Source organism: Patescibacteria group bacterium, from assembly GCA_041645165.1.
Lineage (GTDB): Bacteria > Patescibacteriota > Patescibacteriia > 2-02-FULL-49-11 > 2-02-FULL-49-11 > 2-02-FULL-49-11.
The window spans coordinates 82,398-103,298 of record JBAZQN010000003.1; the positions used below are offsets into that span (position 1 = coordinate 82,398).

General features: G+C 47.4%; 15 protein-coding genes. All 15 read right to left on the bottom strand.

Annotated elements, in window-relative coordinates; translation table 11 throughout:
- Positions 1-8: 8 nt before the first annotated feature.
- A complete protein-coding gene (locus WC659_01900; GenBank protein MFA4872668.1) occupies positions 9-1,322 on the bottom strand; it encodes a macrolide family glycosyltransferase in 1,314 nt (437 codons plus the stop codon).
- 123 nt (positions 1,323-1,445) lie between these two features.
- The gene (locus WC659_01905; protein ID MFA4872669.1) at positions 1,446-2,459 is read right to left on the bottom strand and encodes an amidohydrolase family protein; all 1,014 of its coding nucleotides are present in this window, start codon (positions 2,457-2,459) and stop codon (positions 1,446-1,448) included.
- Between the two features lie 208 nt (positions 2,460-2,667).
- Entirely contained in the window at positions 2,668-3,741 is a 1,074-nt protein-coding gene (locus tag WC659_01910) for an IMP dehydrogenase (protein MFA4872670.1), read from the bottom strand.
- 107 nt (positions 3,742-3,848) lie between these two features.
- Complete coding sequence (locus WC659_01915) at positions 3,849-6,284, bottom strand: hypothetical protein (protein ID MFA4872671.1); 2,436 nt, start codon at positions 6,282-6,284, stop codon at positions 3,849-3,851.
- 2 nt (positions 6,285-6,286) lie between these two features.
- A complete protein-coding gene (locus WC659_01920) occupies positions 6,287-7,267 on the bottom strand; it encodes a hypothetical protein (protein MFA4872672.1) in 981 nt (326 codons plus the stop codon).
- Positions 7,268-7,286: 19 nt separating this feature from the next.
- Positions 7,287-8,369 carry a hypothetical protein gene (locus WC659_01925; protein MFA4872673.1) on the bottom strand — a complete coding sequence of 361 codons (1,083 nt, stop codon included), beginning with the start codon at positions 8,367-8,369 and terminating at the stop codon, positions 7,287-7,289.
- Between the two features lie 16 nt (positions 8,370-8,385).
- Positions 8,386-8,508 (bottom strand): hypothetical protein, encoded by a 123-nt coding sequence (locus WC659_01930; protein ID MFA4872674.1) that lies wholly within the window; start codon positions 8,506-8,508, stop codon positions 8,386-8,388.
- Between the two features lie 30 nt (positions 8,509-8,538).
- Positions 8,539-9,354, bottom strand: coding sequence for a hypothetical protein (locus WC659_01935; GenBank protein MFA4872675.1), 816 nt, complete (start codon positions 9,352-9,354; stop codon positions 8,539-8,541).
- Between the two features lie 22 nt (positions 9,355-9,376).
- Positions 9,377-11,278 carry an AAA family ATPase gene (locus WC659_01940; GenBank protein ID MFA4872676.1) on the bottom strand — a complete coding sequence of 634 codons (1,902 nt, stop codon included), beginning with the start codon at positions 11,276-11,278 and terminating at the stop codon, positions 9,377-9,379.
- A 200-nt stretch (positions 11,279-11,478) separates the two neighbouring features.
- A complete protein-coding gene (locus WC659_01945; GenBank protein ID MFA4872677.1) occupies positions 11,479-12,303 on the bottom strand; it encodes a patatin-like phospholipase family protein in 825 nt (274 codons plus the stop codon).
- A 246-nt stretch (positions 12,304-12,549) separates the two neighbouring features.
- On the bottom strand, positions 12,550-13,704 hold the full coding sequence (locus tag WC659_01950) for a CAP domain-containing protein (GenBank protein ID MFA4872678.1): 1,155 nt from the start codon (positions 13,702-13,704) through the stop codon (positions 12,550-12,552).
- 257 nt (positions 13,705-13,961) lie between these two features.
- A complete protein-coding gene (locus WC659_01955) occupies positions 13,962-15,698 on the bottom strand; it encodes a hypothetical protein (protein MFA4872679.1) in 1,737 nt (578 codons plus the stop codon).
- Positions 15,699-15,783: 85 nt separating this feature from the next.
- Positions 15,784-16,581, bottom strand: a complete 798-nt coding sequence (locus WC659_01960; protein MFA4872680.1) for a sortase — start codon at positions 16,579-16,581, stop codon at positions 15,784-15,786.
- Between the two features lie 10 nt (positions 16,582-16,591).
- Positions 16,592-19,948: a DUF11 domain-containing protein gene (locus tag WC659_01965; protein ID MFA4872681.1), complete on the bottom strand. Its 3,357-nt coding sequence runs from the start codon at positions 19,946-19,948 to the stop codon at positions 16,592-16,594.
- Positions 19,949-20,153: 205 nt separating this feature from the next.
- Complete coding sequence (locus tag WC659_01970; GenBank protein ID MFA4872682.1) at positions 20,154-20,849, bottom strand: amino acid racemase; 696 nt, start codon at positions 20,847-20,849, stop codon at positions 20,154-20,156.
- Positions 20,850-20,901 lie beyond the last annotated feature (52 nt).

A 20,901-nucleotide genomic window follows, 5' to 3' on the forward strand; every position in this document is an offset into this window, starting at 1 on the left:
ATTATTAATCAGGGGTGCATCACGCCTTTATTAAGAAATGAGAGTATTTCATCAGCCGCCTTTCGGTAACCGCCGCTCGTTAAAAAAGATTGCCTTATTTTCTCAGCTGAACTCACATATGCTCCCTCATGTAACACCTTTTTTGCGGCCATCGCTAATATCTGTGGAGTTACCGCAGAACGATCAATCATGATACCCGCCCCAAGTCGCTCTACGCGGCGCGCATTTAATTCCTGCTCCAGAGTCGAAGGAATCATGACAAGAGGCGTCTGGTAATACATGCCTTCGCTCACACTATTCAATCCGCCATGGGTTATAAAGAGTTTCGCTCTTTTAAGAATCGCTTTTTGGTCAACAAACGTTTCGACTTGAAAATGAGAGGGCAGATGAGTGAAATGTGTCTGCGTAAGGCGCCCGCCCAGAGACAGTATGACATGATAATCCATGCCTTTGAATGCCTCAAAACATATTTCAAAAAAATTATCTAACCGATCAAATAAGGTGCCGAGAGAAATATAAATAATATTTTCCTTTGCCTCTCTGTTGCCTTCCTCCTGTTCCTCATCGATAGATGCCCCGATAAATTTGTATTCCTCGCCAAAGAATCGCTCAAAGGGTTGGAAATAACGCGAAGTATACACGATATTCAGCTTTTCCCTATTGTATATAATATCCTTAAATATGCTTTTGCGTACCCCAAAAGTCTTGCATAAACGGCGCGCAACATTTATATATTTCCCGAATTGGGACGCGCCTTTGAGGGTAAACTTCCAAAGATAAGGCGTTCTTAAGGTCATCCGTCCGTTCATCAAACCAATGGGGACGGAGCAAATGGCGGGGGTATTTGTCTTGAGGGCAGCTATTTTCCCTCCTAACACCATTGCATCATGAATGAGAAAATCCGGCTTCGTCTTTTCAATATCCTCAATACCTGAAGTGATGAATTTCTCCGTATATTCTAATATCGCAAGCCAAAAATCGGTGAGTCCGCGACTCCTCAAACACTGAACCAGCTTGTCTTCGAGCGCCGAATAAAAATCATTTCCGTAGGGATAGCGTTTAAACGCTATACCATGTCCTTCTATAACCTTCCTAAATTTATCTGTGGAGTAATATATCATTTCTACCCCTCTCCTCGTCAGCTCACGGCAGACAGGCAGGGTTGGCAAAGTATGTCCCCAAACTGGTAAACTAAAAAATAATCCTCTCATGTATTTTATGCGACTGATCGAAAAAATATAATCCAAGCTGGCTGTACTGCGCGCCAAAATCAATGACAAAAACTTGGGACATGGGAAAATAATGAAAAACTCAAAATGCATAATGGTTCGACAGGCTCACCATGACATTTCTGTCACCCTGAGCTTATCGAAGGGTCACGCCGAAGGCTCACCATAACAACCACTTTCTTGTCATCCTGAGCCCGACGAAGGATGATTTTTGAATCACGATCTTATAAAGCTCGCCTCGAACCCGTTCTCACTGCACTTGGTCAGTTCGCTTGCGGTGAAAATTTTATTTTTCTTAAGCAATTCATACTCCTGCTTTAGGTTGGTCCCGTGCATTTCAGGGCCGTCCGTGTTGATCGTGAGACGCACGTGGTGCTCTAAAAGAGTCCGGAAAATGCGGCGCATCTCTTCCACGCTCTTGATGACGCCCACATTCAGGTTGGAGGTGGGGCAGAGCTCAAGGGTAATATTTTTTTCTGCAACCATATGCATCAATCCCGTGTCCTGCCATGCGAGAAATCCATGCCCGATCCGGTGGGGGGCGATATGTTCCACAATATATTTCATCTCTTTCACAGATCCTTCCTCGCCCGTATGGATAGTGGCTCCGAAACCAAGATCTTTTGCTTCCTGAAACAAGCTCTCGTATTCCTCAATATGGAACGCAGGGCTCTGCGGCCCTGCAAGGTCAATGCCCACGATCCCCCGATGCTGGTATTTCTTTGCTTTTTCAAAAATGATGGTATTCAGCTTCTTGGGGTATTCCCGGTCAAGCATCAGGATTAATCCCGCGCGCACCGAAGGGTATTCAAAGAGCGCATTTTCCATTCCGCGGATTGCTGCAAGAATAATGTAATCAAGATCGCGCTCTCCGCCGCGATTGCGCTTCATGGGATTGAACCGGAGCTCGTGCACGACGACGTTATTCGCGCGGTACGCGCCTCCTATGGTGCCGTGCACTGCCGGCTCGATCGCCAAAGGGGATGATTGGATGAGCTCGGTCCAGTGATATAATTGCCGATCAACCTCCAAAAAGCGATGAAACTTTCCTTTCTCCTTAATAGTGACCATCCGTTCGAACTCCCAATAATCCTTCGTCGGCAATTTGATCCCCTGTTCGTGCGCCAAGGTCCACAAGATTGCGGCGTCCACGGCGCCGCCGAGATGAGAGTGAAGCTCGGTTAGAGGAGGACCGGCGGGATGATTAGTAATTGAAGACTCACTTTTCATAGCCTTACACTTATGATGAGTAAAAATATTTTACACGCTGAAGTTCAAAATCTCACCGCTTCAGCGGGATCCCGCATACTTTAGATAAATTAGTTCAATGTGCGGGACAAAACTCAAATGCCAAATTAAATTCAAAATCACAACGCCAAAACTTTGACATTTAGGCTTTGACATTTATTTGAACTTTGAAATTTGTCATTTGAACTTATCAATAATTTGGCGCATGCTTCGTAATAAATACTGAATGCGGGTGGCTCTCTCTCATGCCTGCATCGGTGATGCGGATAAAGTGAGCTTTCCTCTGGAGCTCGGGAATGTTGCGCGCGCCCACATATCCCATCCCGCTTCTTAATCCTCCCACAAGCTGGGTAATTATGTCCGAAAGCGGCCCCTTGAGAGGCACCGCGCCTTCCACCCCTTCGGGTACGTATTTTTTTGACCCTTTTTGGAAATATCGATCAGCGCTTTGCCCCACGTTCATGGCTCCCAAACTTCCCATACCGCGATAGGTTTTGTACGCCACGCCTTCGATGATCACTTTTTTCCCCGGCGCTTCATCCGTACCGGCAAACAGGCTCCCCAGCATGACAGCGGACGCGCCCGCGGCAAGCGCTTTCACAATATCGCCGGAGTGCCGGATGCCCCCGTCCGCGATCACGGGAATCCCTTTTTGTTTCGCGACCCGCGCCACTTCCATGATCGCGGTCAATTGCGGCACGCCTACACCAGCGACGATCCGCGTCGTGCAAATGGAACCAGGCCCTACACCCACCTTGAAGCCGTCGGCCACGCCTAAAAATGCGCGCGCCGCTTCTGCGGTTGCCATATTGCCCACAATGAGCTTTGCCTTTATTTTTTTCTTTAATGCTTTGGCAGCGGCAACGGAAGATGGCTTGTGGATATGCGCGGAATCAAATACTATCACGTCCACGCCCGCCTTATCAAGCGCAAGGGCCCTCTCTCTATCGCCTGGCCCTACGGCAGCGGCAACCTTATTTTTGATTTTTGATTTTTGATTTTTGATTTCGTGAATCATCTTTACCTGCTCTTCCACGGTGCAATTGCGATGCAATACCCCCATCCCCCCCGCTTCACCTAAGGCTGCGGCGAAACGGGCGTCGGTCACGGTGTCCATTGCCGCAGAGAGCAAAGGAAGGATAAGCGGCAATCCTTTGGCCGCATATGACGAAATATCAGCCTCGCGCGGGCTGATGGCAGATTCTTGCGGAATCAGGAGAACATCGTCAAAAGTAAGACCAAACGGAGTCTTTGAGGTTTCCATAGAGGAATCTTAGCAAACCTTTGGGAAATTTCAAAATTCACAGGTCTCCAATGGACTGCCGTACAGTTTCAAGAATCCGTACGACCGAATCATGCGGCGAAAACCATTTACTCCTTCGGTTTAAGTTTCGCAAGATGCTTTTGGAGTATCGCCTGCATGGCTTCAGGGAATTCGTTCACGCTCTTCGGAATAATGCTGTCTTTACCGAAATGGTACTGCACCATCCCCGCCACCTCTGGTTCAGGCGTGATCGCCGTCCCTTCGAGAGGAGTAAACTTACGCGCTTCATCGGCCGCTTGCTTAGTCGACGCTTCCTGCGTGGTGCTATCGGTAATAAATATCATCAAAGATCCAATCCGATCGACTTCTGCGCGTTTTCTCTGCAATATCTTCTTTAATCGCGGCACCGCCACTTCTATAGCCTCAGCATCCCGATTATCCCCGCCGAATCCTGACTTTTGACTATCCAACATCATGACGATGCGTGACTTGACCCTCCCATCGTATGGCTCATTGGCTGCCTTGATAATATACCTTTCATCGTGAGTTAAATTCTTATCGTCGCTCGCCAGGATCTCAATATAGACATTATAGTCTTTTGCCGCTTCGCATGTTGCAATGCATGACTTAACCGCGTTCACGATGCGTTGTTGATCATTACTATACATCGATCCGCTCACGTCAACAAGAATTTGCAACACCATTGCCGTTTCCTCAGGCGTTTCCCGGCGCCCCATGGGTTTCTCGGTGCCGGTGCCGATGCGCTGAACGTACCGTCTCACGTCAAAACGGATTCCTCTTCTGCTCCATTCGTATTCCAGTTCATCCACCTTTGGGACAAATCTTTTAAAGATTCGCTTGAGTCTCTGGGTCGCGGAATTTACTTCGAGCCGGAGTTCATTGTATTTTTCGCGCAGGACGGGATCGTTAAAGTTATCTCTGCTTTTTTGTAACTCATGTTTTTCTTGCTCCCGCTCCGCTTGTGTTTCTTTATTTTGCTCTGCACGCTCTTTTGCTTCTCTAGCCCTCTGCTCCAGCCGCTGGTTATGCTGTTCAATCATCTTCTTCAGAATCTTTTGGAAATGTATAGGCCAGGAAGATGGATCGTGAGGGTCGAGATTGGGATCTTCTTCGGGCTTGGTGCCGCCTTCGGAAGGTTGGCCTCTCTTGCCTTGTTGCTGTTGCTTACCGCCTTTCGCTTGACCTTGCTCTGATGGTTTACCTTCCTGCTCTCCACTCTCATCTTGATCTCTCCGATCTTGTTCACCTTCTCCGCCAGTCTTACTTGTATCATCTTTGCTACCTTGAGCACTAGCACCATCTTTCTCATCGGGAAATCCATTCCCATCTTTCGATTCATCAGCACTTTGTGATCCTTCTTTCGATTCATCGCCTCCATCTTGTGCAGTATCTTTTTCATCACCACTATCTTTGCCGCTTCCTTGATCGTCTTTACCATCATCTTTTTTACCATCGCTTCGATCTGCTTCCTCATCTTCTCCATTAGCTTCTTTACCACTTTGCTTACTCCGTTGATCCACGCCTTCCGTACTCTGAGATTGATCCTCTCCCGGCTCGCCGTCCTCTCCTTCACCATCGCCTCCTCCTGACCCTTGTTGTTTCTGCTCTCTACTCTTATCAGGAAATTCATCAATGAGCCTTTTGAGCGCAGGCCAAATATGCTCAACAATGAGCTTCTCTATCTCGGGGTTTACCTTCATCGCTGGTTTTACTGCGTCACCAGTAATTTGAGCGACAATTTGTTCAATTTTTAGATACTCCTCCCTTACCCGCGGATGGAGGTCGTCTAGACCCCACGGCTTCTCGACTCCTTTTACTTCTTTTTCATGCAACGCCCAAAGTCGCTCTAGCTTGATCATGAATTTGAACTGATCGGTGGGAGACATCTTCGCCACTCCACCCGCTTCTCCGTCAATGTTTTCCATCTCTTTACCGTGTATCCCTTCAACGATATCGGGGATGATCATCTTGCTATTTTTTTCAAATAACTGCAAACGAGCATTCTCATGAAGAGGTCCCCCAACGAGGCGCTCCATGCGAGGATCTTCAAGACAATTGTTTAGTTCGAGAATCTCCTGCGGATCGTACCCTTCCTGCCGCGCGAGCGACTCGAATCGTTTCAAGCGGCCGTAGTCAGTCCATTCCGTATGACCTTTTTCATGGCGAATCTCTCCCAATAAAAAGTTAAGGGGAGCATCGCCGGCGATGAATCCAAACGGCGCGCCAATGATGTATTGCTTGCGTACCGGATCGTCGACGATCTCGCCTTCCAAGGTCACTCTCTTGGCAGGTACTTGAGCGCAGAAAAAGGTGTCGAGTTCGGGATCGGTGTAAATCTCGATTGCACGGTCTGGCGACTGGGAAGCGTGCTCAAGCGTGGCGAGGACATACGCCATGCGTTCAGGATTCGGCCGCGCGGCATTCTCTTGAAGCCGCTGCATGAAAGCTTGGTAACCCTCAATCATCGGGTGCTTCCCTGTCTCTGCGGGTTTATAAAAATCAAAATCTTCGTGCTTAATCATACTTAATCATTACGATGTTTTTGCCTCCACTGCGGTTTATATTGATCAATGATCAGATCGACAGATTGTGGAACATCTAACCTAAAAGTAAATTGTGCCAAGATTTTCGCTGTCTCCATGTCAACCGCTTGAAGGCCGTTAAGCATTATCTTGTTTTCATGTTTGACCAACTCTTTCGCTATATCAGAATCAAGAGCGGTCAAACCATTCAATTCAAGTGGGCCTCGAACCCTCGCAAGCGCCTTTGCAGTAGCAACTGAAAGCGTAGTAAGATTATTCAATTTGAGCCAATCAGTAGTATAGGCAGGTGACGGATAGCTTGGAGGGACGAAAAGGCAATCCGCTACTTCCGACGATATTTCTTTTATGCCTAAAGTCTTAGATGGAATCTTCGCTAAACATGTTGCAACCTTAGGAGTAAGCGACTTCATTCCATTCAAGGAAATGGAGACGCTACTCTTACCTAATATTTCTGCTATTTCGACTGGAAGATTGTTTAATCCATCCAATTCTATACGGAGACGGCGAACAGATGATAATTCCTGAGCCGTTTTATACGATATCGACTTAAGGCTGTTTAACCACACCGTAATGCCTTCAATGGGGCTGTTTGCTTGTTTGATTAAAATGATTCGTCTCAGGATATTAGGAGGACAAAATGTTAATCTGTAGGTATTATCAACGTTGCCGTCTTCAATCTCGTGCCAAATCTTAACATCTTCCTCGATCAAAGACGAGAGATTATCTATTAAACACTCCTCGCCTTCAACATCAATGGTGAGTCCATTGATTGATTCCTCAAGATTATGAACTTGCCCCACGGTAACCGGCCTGTCATTCTCAACAGTGGCCACGAGTTCTTTTGCGTGATTCACTACATCGTCCAATTCCGGTGTTCTCGCAATTTCCAGATTCAAGTATACCGATTGCTCACTTTCACGATCCAGCTTTACTTCAAACATGTTTTCACTTTTCTCAGACATAATGGAGTTGAATGCATGTTTACGATTTTCCGACTGCTGCCTTCTCGGATTTTTCTTTATACGCACAAATCCTTCTATCTACATCCACTGAGAATCCATATTTTTGTACCTTCTCCCACGGAGCGCTTGCCAAAATCGGTATCGCTTCGGGAGATACTTTCACGCAAATCAAGTCAAAAACACCAGGATTATCGAATGATATCAATTCCTTTGCCGCTGCGGGAGAAAGCTCAAAATCAAGATTGCTAAAATTTATAGATCGATCTGCCAACTTCCATTTTCCTTTGAATGCCCGTATAACCTCTGGGGTAGGTTCGAGTTGCTCAAAATAATATTTCCCATGATTTTTCGCCAACTCCTCAAGCGCCCCCGATTCAAAAGACTGCAGACCATGTAATGAAAATTTGTCATGCGAAGAAGCCCCTCTTCGCCCAAAAGCTTCTGCAGCCTCGACCGTAATTGATGTAATGCCATGTAAATCTATTTCACTGCCATACCTGGTCGTTAACAACGCACGCGCTATCTCTGGTGATAATTCAGAAAGCCCATTCAATTCGACCTGGCGGCCAGTTTGACTGAGCGCCTGCGCAGTCTCTGGAGAAACATGATGGATATTGTTAAAATTAAGCCTTACTCCATGAGCGTCAGCTAATGCTTTTGCTGTCCCTGATGAGAGCCATCGTAAGCTCTTGAAATTCCATGTTTTAATATCGTCAAAATGGTGTTCCTTAGTATACTCAGCCAATATCCGCGCATACCTCTCGGGCAACATGGTGAGCGCTTGTATTGATTCGCGGTTAAGCACACGACCGTAATTCTTCGAAAAATCCTCCATGGCTTCCCAAATCGGATGATTTCTCTCAATTTCGTCCTTTAGATCAGCAATCGGCACTCCTTCGATAGTTAGCTGTCCGATGGAATCATTGAGAGTCTGGAATTCGCCAGCAGCTATTGGCTGATCCTTCAACATTACTTCCTTCAAGGTCGTCAAATTTTTTAGTACTGAACCCAATGCAACATCGGGGGCAATTTCCAAGGAAGTGACTGATTTGGTCTCATGCATCTCCACTGCATCGTACACTTGTTCATTTAGCTCCGACATAGTACAAGAACTTAATTTATTGTGCCTCCCCCGACACCGCCTCAACTTTCGCTTCGTTGAATGAGCTTGACCGAAGAAGAGAATCCTCACGCTCGTGAGGATGCACTTCCTGATGTGATATTTCGTTCACTTCTAGCATAATTTATTCGCTCGAAACTTTGTCTCATCCCTAGCCAAAGTGACAAAAGCGCTGGTGTTCCGGAACGCTTGTTAAAATTTGTTTCACCTCATCGTTGAGCTGCGAGAATAATGTTTCTGGAAAATAGACCCCTCCATGCCGATCATGAGGTTGTGATACGAACTCCATCGCCGCTTCCGCAGAGATATCAGTCACCCCGAAGAGTCTCACGCCAGTCGTGCTTTTCGTGAGTGCTCTTGCCAACTCAGGTGAAATACTTGTCAAACCATTCAGAAAAATTACTCCCCTGTTGCGCTTGACCAGGATTTCTACGACTTCAGGCTTTATTGAAGTGATGCTGTCGAGTTTAATGGCGCCTTCATGAAAGTGAAAAGCAGACGCTGCTCCCTCATCCAAAGAAGTAAGGCCGGACAGATCAATGTCCTCGCTATACATACCATGATTATCGTTGAGGTAGAAAACTGTACTACGGTCAATAAAAGTCAACTTTTTCGAGAGTTTATCAACTTCAAATCCACCCGATCTTAACGCTCCGTCCTGTTTAATCTTTTGTTTGAACATTTGCAACGTCTGGACAGTATCCTTGAACCCCTTAATCTTTAGCAATTCACTAAAGGTCGCTCCCTGCCCGTCTCCTCTATCCAAGAGTAGTAAAGATACCAGATGCTCTAGCCTTGCCATTTGTCCTTCCGTCACGGCCTGATTAGTATCTACTCGCGCGGCTAAACCTTGAATATGAGAAAGTGCCTCCTGGAAATGGGGCGTCTGCATTATTTCCACCCGCGCCAGCTCTTCGGTCTCACGTTCATGAGGACTCGATTCTTCTATTGTGTTCAAGTGCTCCATAAAATTTAGAGAAGGGGAACACTTACTTAGACGGTGCTACAAGCGTATCGTCAATGAGTTGTTCAAGAGATATGAGTACCGTATCGAGTCCTTCGATCGGATTTTTTCGGTAATCATCCATCACTCGCAGCCATGCGATGCGCACATCCCGGGTTTTCCTATACTCACGTACCACCGCAATCGTGTCGCGCCGGCTGACGCCGATGAGATCGAATCGCTGGCGTTTCTCATAACCCTTCCGCCAGCTGTCCGCAATGCGCAGAATATCCCGCAGATCGATCAATATTTTTTTGATATGTTCAGCGGAGGGAGGCGTTTCAATGAGCTTCTTTAATTTAGGATTCGTTTCGATCTCGGTGATTCTCGACCCTTGAGTATCTTCATTCACGAAATAGTCCCACAGGAGGGCAAATTCCTGATCGTTAATGCCGGTGAATTCATTCAGTTCCTGGTAGAGACTCAACACTTCGCTCGCCGCATAATCACGGAGCGAATTGTCTTCCGTCTCTTTCTGTTGCAGCGCTGCATCTGACCAGTGGTTCTTCTTTTGTAACAACTCTCCTTTTCTCAGAGAGGGATAATCCATAACCATGGATTGTCCGCGCGTACGGCTCAAAAGCGCTTCGCCGATATTTCCCGCCGAGCCAAAAGTGGCAGGGTTTCCGTCAATGATGACCAGCGCTCCTTCAGCCACGGGAATGTTGACGCCGTCAAAATTCAAGGCGCGATTGCTGTCCCCTACGCCGTGGAGGGTAGCCTGCACGGGAGGCTTGAGCGCATTGATTTCATTCACATAGACAATCGCGCCCGGCGTCTGAAGTCCCTCAGCGAGTGCGGTCATGAAACGCTTCGTGCCTTCTTTCGTGTCAAATTCATAGTGGGTGACCAATTCGCCCGCTTCCATGCCTCGCCCGCAAGGAAACCAAAAATATGGCCGATGCGTCTTTGCGGCGAAATACTCCGCGGCGATCGTTTTCCCCACGCCTGCTTCGCCGAGCATGAGCGTGATTCCCATGTTCGTCTCTCGCTGGGTATCTAGACAATTACTCAACAAGGAAAGACTGTGCTCGAAATCAGGATCCTCTTTGATGTTCTTTTTCACCTTCGGCACTCGCTCTTTGCCGTCGCCGCGTGTCCGATTCAGCACCACGAGCTGGCTGAGCATTTCCGCGACTCTCTGTGAAAGCTGCTCAATGTTTACCGCTTCTTTCTTGAAACCCCGGGAAGTCTTCGCCGTCTGTTCCAGTGCGGTACGTACTTGGGCAGTGATGGTCTCCGGTGCCGCCCCCTCCCCCTTCCTGAAGAGATTCTCCTCCCTCACAACACTGTGGAGATATATCCGCGCGTTTTCTCTTATTTCTTTATCAGGACTCTGGAGATCTTCCTCAACCTTTCGGTATTCATTGATCACTTGTTCAACCACCTTCCATTCCTCAATAGTGAACGTATCGTCAATCGGCGCAAGCGTGCGTTCTTGCTCTGTTTCGGTCTTGCCTGGCTTTAACTCTTTTTGCCGCCGCGTGTAAGCAATGCGAATTTCCTTCCCGTACTGAGTTGCTTTGACATCCCACAGCGGATTTTCTTGCGCTCCGTGCCATATCAATCCTTCATGTCCCTGTAACCAGCTCGGCACTTCGGTCGGTTCCTTTTCACGCGGGGAAACGAGCTCTCTTTGAAGGATAGGAGGTTCGTAATGTTCCAAGGGTCCCATAATCATATTAAGCACTTCTTCAAGAGATTTGCCGCTTATATCGTCATCGCCAAGTTTAGTACCCTGCGGAAAAATCACCTCCACCCCTAACTCAGTTTTCAATTTTGTGCAATATCGCTCCTTGATCTGACTCAAACGGTCTTTAACTTTAGCTGGCGTGAGCTCGCGATTTAAATCGCTATCATTTTGATCTAATTCGGTAAGTTGAGTCATAGTAACTTCAGTAGAATCCATAAAAGAAAGTCCAAAAAAATAATATGCCAGATTTAATTTAAGTTATTTTATCCTAGCAGAAAAATCATCGTTTGGCAACTCAAATAAGGATAATAAAGTGTCGCGGTAGCGTCAGAGCTTGTCTCTGACAATGCGAGTGGCAGATAAACTGCCACGCTACAATGTATACATGAACGAATTTACGAGGCAATTCCAAGAAACTGCTTCAAGTGCGCATCTTCCTCGGTCTCTTTCTTGCCGCGCTGGTAAGTGTCCGCCAATTTCTCAAGCGTATAATTGAGGCGCGTCACCATGGTTTCCTTGGGGCGCACAAGGTACACCCGATCGTCAAGGTGTAGAGGCTCGGGATAAGGCAGTGCGCACATACGCGCGATTGCGTCCCGCAACCCTTGCGCTTTATGTCGCGCGTACCGCCGCATTGCCATGCGCTGCCACCAGCACATCGCGCTCGAGAGGTCCAAGGCGATTACTTTGTCAGCGCCTTCTGCAAACGCTTTATCTACCAAATCCTGCATCGTTGCCGCAATGCCGCCGTCAAGGTATGGCTCTCCTGCCACTGCAACAGGGGTGGGCGAAAGCATGGGTATGGATATGGTTGCCCGCACCGCTTGGAGCGCGTCGTCCGTGTTGGTAAAATAGCGGCACTTACCCGTCATGAAATGGGTGACCGCGATAAAAACCCTTGTGGCGGAATCCCTCACGCGCTCATTTGTGATCCCGTACGTCTTGAAAAGATCCATGAGATAATCCACATTGGTAAACCACCGTACCCGATGAGGATTGATAAATACGCCGCGATGGAGATGCTCCATCCATATCTTGCGCGTTTCTTGATATAATCCTCCGGCCACCGCAAGCGCATTGGCGCCGCCCGCGGAAGTCCCCAGCACCAAATCAACCTTGCGGGGCGCAATGATGCCCTGCAGCGCATCGATAACCCCCGCGCCATATGCGCCGCGCATTCCCCCGCCGTGCATTACCAGTGCGAGATGTGAGATACCCATATATGGAAATATCTAACGCCCAAATCCCAATCCCAACCAAAGCGAGAATTTTCAATGCTCAATTTTCAATTTCTCCCTCTTCGCGGGATCCCGCCTACCTCAGATATAAGAATCAAGGAGCGGGACAATCAATGTTCCAATGAGTCAATTTTCAAATACTTGAACATTGTGTCTTGGAATCTCATTGGTCATTGATCATTGGAAATTGGGGTTTAAAGTACCCTCACATGCTCGTGCCGTTACAATTTATTCGGGCAACACCACCCTGTATGGCGCCTCATAGGGAGAGACTAAATACGAGTTCTGCATTTTAAAAAACTTAATTGTAACGGTACTCGTGAGGCGCTCAAGCACATGCCAGTCGGTAAAGGCAAAAGCAGAGATCACCACCATAAGCATGATGGTCTGGGCGATAACCGATGCGTGCTGGATGCGGATCCGGACGAAAATAGTGAGAGAGAGCGCGAGCGCAAGGTACACCAATGCCGCATAAGATATCCTCTTCGTCCATACGACAAGCTGATACACAAACGCAACGACGGACGCTGAAGGCATTCTTTGCGCGATCTCGGAAACGGGCGGCGCTACAAGCGTCACCGCGCGCGCCTGCGCCTTCTGGCTATTGTCATTGTCCGGCGATACGGGCGCCGTACTGGCGCCTTCTTTCTGCTCCACGGGAAGGACGGCGCTTGATTGCAAGGCCTCCTTGTTCGTTTCATCCTTGGTTTCTGGGAATATTACGCTCAACACCCGCGAAGGATTCGCGGCTGCCAAAGCGGGCGAAGGAGAAAGCCTCTCTTGTTTCGCGTTTTTCCCCGCGCTCAATGGCCGCGAGAGCGTATGGGACGCCGCGAATAATTCCACCAAGATATTCGTGTCCCTTCCTTTGAACGTTCCGCTCGCCACGCCGATGCCCACGTGCTGGTATGCCTTCTGCACGATATTCGCATGGTGCGAAGGGCTTGCCATGAGCGCCGCATGCACCGCATCGCTTGTCACGAAATCAATCGCGAGATTCTCCCCGACCGCCCTATATGGATATTTTTGCACATTGATTAATTCCCACGGCTTTTTGCCTTCTGGGGTGATATGGTTAAAATATCCGCGTGCAAGCATATCATTCGCTTTGTATTGAGCTGCACGCGTGAGCTCTGGATCGACGATTAAGGGCGGCATCTTCACCTGAGCACGGGTACCATTAATAAGGCGGATAATCTCCTGATTGAGCTCCTGCGAGAGCCGCGCAAAATCAGGATAAGAAACAAACAGCACCACCGTCGTAATAACCTTGAGGCCTACCAGTACGGCCGTGTACCAAAAGAGCGCCTTCGGGCGCAATGCGTGAGGCTTGTGGCCATTGCCCTCGTGGGGGATGAAAAAATTGTGAATTATTTTAAGCATGACCAATATGATAAATGTGAGTTGTCAGTTCTCAGTTATCGGTTATCAGCATGCGGCATATCAGTGATATCAATCGGCTTTAAACTGGTCACTAAAACCGACACACCAGCATCTGAGTACTGAAATACCGAATACTGATCACAGGACAGGTTCAAGAAATTGATGAGATATAAATTATAAACAAATAATCTGATTTTATATGTGTTTAAAACAAGAAGAGCTGGGATAAATTTTCAAGAAAAGAATCCATCTTAATATTAATTTAAACCATAGACTTCCCTATAGTATCTGCCGTCTTGGTAAATATATATTACCAAATTCTCATTTAAATCAAACGTCGATTTCATTAACATTGGCTTTACTACAACGTCTTTATCATATCCGACGTAATTATCCAATAATTTATACTTCTTATTATCAACCACGAGAAAAGTATTTTTAAAGTGGATGCCGCCTTCTTCATTAATCTGATAGGTAAAATGTTTCCCCGAAATGGAATATTGCAAGTTCGCCAGATCATCTTCGCTAGAATAATTGTATTTTTCCCTACCATCAAATCCAATGGTTATATTTGGATAAATATGCTGTTTTGAATACATAAAACGTTCATCTGATACTTTATCTTTGATGGTCATGATTGGCTCTATCTCTGGCGCTTGTGGGTTAATGTGGTAATTTATTAAATCTTCTAATTCTGGAGATTCGAAAATTATCTTGTCTTGTCCATTTTGATTAACAACCAATAACCATTTACCCTCCGTGTTTCTGGCACGGTAAGAAATTAAACCATTTTCATAATATTTTAATTTATCGATGTAATCCCATTTTGTCTGTGCTTTTTTATTAATAACCACAAACCACTTTTCCCCACTTCCTTTTGAAATCTCTTTGGCCCTATACAGAAAATTTTCAGCGTTCGTCGTATACAATATATTATCAATATAATCATAAGAACTAATCTCTTTTCCATTTTCTAATAATCTCCATTTTTCATCTTCGGTTTTTACTACGCTGTACAAATTTCCGTCTTTAGTATAAAAGCTAGTATAAACATATGCGTAAGCCCTGCTTTTATTTTCGTTGGTGATTACGTACCACTTTTCCAAACCGTTATCTTTTTTCAAAGCGCGATATGTTAAAGACTCAAAATCCGAATTATAAACCAGCTGATCAATAAAATTATAACGTTCAAGCGCAACACCATCAGCAACAACGAAAGATATTTTTTTATTTTCACCCACACTAAAGGCAAAGTGGTCTTTATTTGGGCTGATAGTGCAAAGAGTAAGATGGTATATATTATCACCCTGTTTTTTACCCTCGACTGGTTGCCAGTATTTATTATATATTTCTTGGTATTCTTCAGGTGATGAATATTTATCACAGTTTGGATCAAATATTCCTTTTTGCCCAGTAATCTGTTGATAGGCTAACATAGGCCAAGTATTACGATCTGGATTATTGGATGGACCTATATAATTGTTGATACGAGCGGGACTGCCCGCAAATCCATAAGATTTTATAGAAATTGCTTTCTCTTCATCCTCAAATTTGGGAAAGGTTTCCTTAACATATTTAGCCCAAGTGATGGCCTTGACTTCCTCCCAAATAACTCCATTTGTAATATCAGTGCGAGAAATTGGATTTTTTAATAAATCTAGATTATCCAGAGTACCGCAATATTTATGCGGTATTTGTAAAACGTGTTCAGGAAATATCAAAGGCCGGCCATTCAAAAGTAAAGAAATTGGTTTATTGGCTTCAGAAATTGTCCACCATAAATATCCGGTGCCACATTTTTCTTCAGCAATAGACCACAAACTATCGCCTTTGCTGACTTTGTAAGAATAAAAATCTTCTGACAAAGCATGAATGTCTCCCCCCGCTAATAAACCCATCACCACCACTGTAATAACAATTATTAAAACTGGTTTGAGGCTTCTCGTGAGTTTTGGGCTTGTGTGTGGATTAGGCTGTGTGATTTGTTGTGACATATTCATAATAAGCCTTCTGCACTTATTGTTTGCGTCGGTCTGCGTTACGCTGATTTACACGGAAAGAAAGATTATGATTCCGATACTATTGAATGATGTCCGTCTTGATCAGATCCGCAATGACGACGAGCCGTAACTTTGAAGTAAACTTTGGCGTGCAGGTAAACACGGTAAGGACAGGGGTACGCGTGGCCTTGAGTACGCTTACCTCGTCAGGCTTCACAATCTTCACCTCGCGCACCTTATAATGATACCGCATCCCTTTCCAATCGACTACTGCCACATCATCTTTTTTCACTTTATCCAGGTTAAAACAGGTGCGCGCCCCCGAGGTAAACAGGTAGCGGTGGCAGCCTATCACGGTATTGCCGCCCTTGTCCGGCATGGAAGTATAGGGGAGCATCCATGCCAGGCCCTTATTGAGCACTTTTTCGCTCATTCCTCCCGCGACCTCCATATCTACTTTAATACCGGGAATTTTTATACGGTTTTTCGTGTTGCGTACCGCAGCTTTGGGAGCGTCACCCGATACCGCTGCGGCCACCACGAGCGAATCCTGATTATCAGGCGCTGATACTGAAGGGTTGCTAACGGTGGCCGCATGCACCGCACCCACAAGCGCAAATGCCCTCATGCGCGCACGCGCAAGATCCGCCTTATCCTCACTCTGGGGCAGACGCCCTATCGCGCGCTCCTCGCGTCCGGAGAGCCGCGCGATAGTCTGCGTCGCCCCTTTGGCAATAGTGCTCGCCTGCCATTGCACTTCAAGGAGGAGTGGCGCTGACGCTAAGCCTGCGAATAAAATGCCTATGATGATGCAGCCGTAGCCAAACCTTCGGAGATGCGTAGAGCGCTTGAATTGTTGGTATCGTCTTAAAAACACAAATTCAATCTTAGTATTGCGGGATAAAATTAATGAGTACTTGTTCACGCACTGCTTCTTTGAAAAGAATGCGGTAGCGGTATGCAAAGAGCATGCCAATGCCGAGCATCGCGAACGCGGCAAATGCAATAGTAAGAGGGCTCATGCTTCCGGTGCCGGTATCAGGGAGCGTGGTAAAGCCCAAAACCTCTATCTCGCGGATTTCCACGTCTGTCTGTGCGCTAGCCGGTCCCGCATTATCGGCGCGGGCAGTCGCATAGTTGGTATACACGCCCACTTTCATTTCAGCGGCCGCATGGACCGTATAGTCTACTGAAGCGCTCTGGCCTGCAGTGAGATCACCAACCGTAATTACTTTGATGCTTGCGCCTCCATCAATAAAGGTGAATCCGGTGGGAAGCACGTCTTCAACGACCACGTTCAGCGCAGCCGCGTTTCCTGTATTCTTCACCACTACGGTATATACAAAATCAGTATCCGGGTTGGTGAATGTGACCGACGCGGATTTGGTCACCTCAAGGCGAGGTTCCGGACTACTGCCGCCACCGCTTGTGGTCACTTCCACGGTGGCGCGCGCTTCGCTCCGGTTATCGTCGGGAATGCCGTTCGCAATAGTGGCAACTGCCACATTTTTATATTTACCGGAAGCGACCGATGCGCCGATAAGCACGTCATAGGATTCCGTCATACTCGCGCCTGGAACCATGGTGCCAAAATCCCAGGTGCGGCTGCTTTGGGCGCCTTCCACAAAGGTAAATCCTTGCGGTAAGGTGTCAGTCACCGTAACCAGAGAAGACGCTTCGTCGCCGCCCGCAGTCACCGTAAAGGTGTAGGTCACCACTTCGCCAGGCTGCGCCACCGGTTTATCCACCGATTTCACAATCGTGATCTTAGGATAGGTTGATCTCCCGCTGCCTCCGCCGCAATTCTCCGCGCACCCGCCCGGAGGGCCTGGAGGTTCTGTCGCCTTCACCGTTGCGCTTGCCTGGTCGTCTTCGTTTGGATTGCTGTTGCCGGGAATGGAATCCACATCAGCTTGGTCCGCCGCGGAAACCTGCGCAATATTTTCGAAAGTGCCAGTCGTGCGCGCCCGTACGCGGATATCGATCGAAGAGGAAGCATTTTTTGCTAAAGAACCCACGGTCCAGAGTCCAGTATCCTTGTTATACGCACCCGCGCCAGTATCTGCAACATACACAAATGCGTTAGGGATAAGATCAGTCACTGCAACACCGCTCGCATCTTCAGGACCGCCGTTTAAGACCATGATGGTGAATACCGTCTCATGGTCATTCTGCACACTGGTAGGATTTGCTGATTTCGTAAGGCTCAGGTCAATTCCCGCGGCAGGAGGTGGAGGCGCCTCTACCGTAGTGCGCACCGTATCGCTCACCTCTGGCACACCCGTGGCGCTTGCGTGCGCGATATTATCAAACTGTGCACCATCTACCGCATCAGCTTTTACTTGTACGGTTACAGTCGTCGTGGTTGACTGGGACGGCGGCAAATCTCCCGCCGCCCATGTAATAGCGGTGCCGCCGTTGAGGCCCCCATGAGTATCCGTGACGGTAATATCGCTTTCGGAATAATCATCGCTCATCATCACGTCGGACGCTGTGGCGGTGCCAGTGTTGGTAACCACGATGGTATAGGTGAGTATTTCGTCGCGATGCGCCGTATTGGCATCCACGAGCGTCTCATCGCTGTCACTCACCTTCTTGCCCACCGTAAGTTGAGGGGTTGTGGGAGGAAGCTTTGCCACCGTAGTGGTCTCTTCATCGCATACCCAGCTGCCCGCATCTTCGTAAAGACCGAGCTGTTCCGCCCATGCGCACGCTTTATTCAGGAGCTCATCGCCGTTTTCCAATCCTAACTCGGTAGAAACGGTGATATCCACCACATGCTCCTCACCCGGCTCCACGACGTCAAAATTCCAAACATTATCACCGCTCGTGGGCAACGGCACGCTCGTAATGAACGCAGTCCGACTGTCATAATATTCTTTCAATTCGACGCCTCCTCCGGTACAGTCTGCCGTACCGGTATTTTTCACCTTCACAGAATAATGAAGATCGCTCCCCGCGGTCACAGGGTCAGAATCGTCGGTTTTTGTCACTTCCAATGTGCACTCGCCCGTAGGAGGGGGCGGAACCACTACCCTAGTAGTCACGGTGGCGCACTTCCAATTCTCCGGATTTGACTTGTCACCCTGCTGTTCTGCCCACACGCACGCCTTATTGATAAGCGCATCGTTGTCTTTCACGGTCTCTGATGCCTGCACTTCAATATTCACCGCCTGCTCTTCTCCCGGCTCTACCGTGCCAAAATTCCATGTATCATTGCCGTCATCAGGCATGGGAGCGCTTGTGACAAACGCAGTGCTTGGATCATAGTATTCCTTGAGTTCCACGCCGCCGCCGGTGCAGTCTGCGTCGCCCGCGTTTCTAATCCTTATGGTATAAGTTATGTTCTCGCCGGGTTTCACCTCTCCCGGGGTGCCAATTTTCTCAATCTCCATCTTGCACTCTTTCGCCGGTTCCTCGATGACAAATGCGATAGACTCCACGTCACGGTAAGGGATCCCATAATTCGTCGGCGTTATATCACAGGAACTTGGATTTATTTCAAAAATACTCAACGCTTCATCATCAGCGTTGTGCCACCCGCCAAAAAGCTTGCCGTCCTGGCGGAAATCAAGCGCTTCGGTGGGCTTAGGCAAATTTTCGCACAGTTTCACCGCCGTCTGGGTCCCCGCATCCCAGCGGTACAATTTATTGCCCTGCGCGCCATAGAGCTGCTGGCCTTGAAGATCCCACGCTAACCCTTCCCAATTATCGTCTACTCCTTGCGCATCAGCCGCTCCTTTCAAGGTGAGCGCGCCATTGGAAAGGTTTACTTCCATAATGCCCACGTTTTCCTGAAACGACCACAGCGTGCCGTCATTGCGGAACGACGCAGATACCATTTCTTCATCTCCCGATGCGCCTGTATCACCGATGAGCGTGAGCGCGCCTGTCGATTTGTCCACGAGAAAAAATTTTCCGTCTTGATCGCCGCCGCCTCCCGCGAGAGCATAGAGTGCGCCCGTGGAAGGATGCGTATCAATGCCTTCAATGTCATATTGGGGATATTCCGACCCCAAGGCAGTGGCGACGCCCGGGTCAAGCTCCAGCGTGAAAAACTGTGTGTTTGACTCACCTGAATCCTGTACCCCGTACATGAGATAGGTATCAGCGGCAAGCGCCGGTTTAAAATTCGCAAACGAGTATATGCCAGTGACTTGTATGGTCACGGCAACCGCTACTACGATCCCCAGAACCCTTCGCAGGGATTTGGGGAAACTATTGGGGACGTAATTGATATGCATATTATTGAATTGATAATTGATAAAATAGTTAAAATATAGGCTATGTGGTCGACCGTACTAAAAGTTAAATTAAACATGCGAGCTTATCACTTCTGGTTATTTTTGTCAAACTGTGTACAGTTACCACCTACGATTGGAATCTACTTATCTTTTGGCAATCAAAAACCCCCTAAAAGGGGGTATGCACTGGTAATAGAACGAACTATTATAAATTGTTAAGGCCCAAAGAATATTCCAGCGTCTTCTCGGCGTGAATATCAAGAGTATTGAGAAGAGTAAGTGTCGTGTCGGTTTGTTTGATTAACATAGGAAGTTCCGTACATCCCAAAACGACCCCGTCGACTTCATATGTTTCTATCATCTTTTTAAACCAATTCGCGCTGGCCTCTTTAATCTTACCATGCACCAATTCTGCAAATATAATTCTGTTGATTTCTTGTTGGTCTCTTTCACCTGGCACCACCATATGAATGCCGTATTTTTCAAATTCCAACTTATAATAATCTGACTGCATCGTGTAAAGGGTGCCAGTGAGGAGCAGCCTTTTGAAGTCCATCGATTTAGCTTTTTGAGCGGTATTTTCTACGATGCTGAGAATTGGTTTTGAAGATAATGCTGCAAGCTCGTGATATACCACGTGTGGAGCATTTGAAGGGATGGTGATGAAGTCCGCTCCCGCGGTAATAAGCGAATTGATGCCTATCATCAATGCCTGTATATACGATTTTTTATCGCCGCCTTCTTGCAGTGCAATCATTTTTTGGAAGTCGACGCAAAAAATCAAAATTTCCGGATAAGAATTATCCTTATATTTCGAAAAGTATTTGCTCACGATGCCAAGATAAAACTCTGCAGTAGATTCAGGACTCATGCCTCCTAGTATTCCTATTCTTTTCTTCATAATGATCGCGTACTGGGGTTAAAATAGAAGCCATTGCGGAAACCCACGGATT

Excerpts from the sequence above, each read along its gene's own strand:
- WC659_01900 (MFA4872668.1), bottom strand. The coding sequence starts at position 1,322 with ATGCATTTTGAGTTTTTCATTATTTTCCCATGTCCCAAGTTTTTGTCA.
- WC659_01905 (MFA4872669.1), bottom strand. The coding sequence starts at position 2,459 with ATGAAAAGTGAGTCTTCAATTACTAATCATCCCGCCGGTCCTCCTCTA.
- WC659_01910 (MFA4872670.1), bottom strand. The coding sequence starts at position 3,741 with ATGGAAACCTCAAAGACTCCGTTTGGTCTTACTTTTGACGATGTTCTC.
- WC659_01915 (MFA4872671.1), bottom strand. The coding sequence starts at position 6,284 with ATGATTAAGCACGAAGATTTTGATTTTTATAAACCCGCAGAGACAGGG.
- WC659_01920 (MFA4872672.1), bottom strand. The coding sequence starts at position 7,267 with ATGTCTGAGAAAAGTGAAAACATGTTTGAAGTAAAGCTGGATCGTGAA.
- WC659_01925 (MFA4872673.1), bottom strand. The coding sequence starts at position 8,369 with ATGTCGGAGCTAAATGAACAAGTGTACGATGCAGTGGAGATGCATGAG.
- WC659_01930 (MFA4872674.1), bottom strand. The coding sequence starts at position 8,508 with ATGCTAGAAGTGAACGAAATATCACATCAGGAAGTGCATCCTCACGAG.
- WC659_01935 (MFA4872675.1), bottom strand. The coding sequence starts at position 9,354 with ATGGAGCACTTGAACACAATAGAAGAATCGAGTCCTCATGAACGTGAG.
- WC659_01940 (MFA4872676.1), bottom strand. The coding sequence starts at position 11,278 with ATGACTCAACTTACCGAATTAGATCAAAATGATAGCGATTTAAATCGC.
- WC659_01945 (MFA4872677.1), bottom strand. The coding sequence starts at position 12,303 with ATGGGTATCTCACATCTCGCACTGGTAATGCACGGCGGGGGAATGCGC.
- WC659_01950 (MFA4872678.1), bottom strand. The coding sequence starts at position 13,704 with ATGCTTAAAATAATTCACAATTTTTTCATCCCCCACGAGGGCAATGGC.
- WC659_01955 (MFA4872679.1), bottom strand. The coding sequence starts at position 15,698 with ATGTCACAACAAATCACACAGCCTAATCCACACACAAGCCCAAAACTC.
- WC659_01965 (MFA4872681.1), bottom strand. The coding sequence starts at position 19,948 with ATGCATATCAATTACGTCCCCAATAGTTTCCCCAAATCCCTGCGAAGG.
- WC659_01970 (MFA4872682.1), bottom strand. The coding sequence starts at position 20,849 with ATGAAGAAAAGAATAGGAATACTAGGAGGCATGAGTCCTGAATCTACT.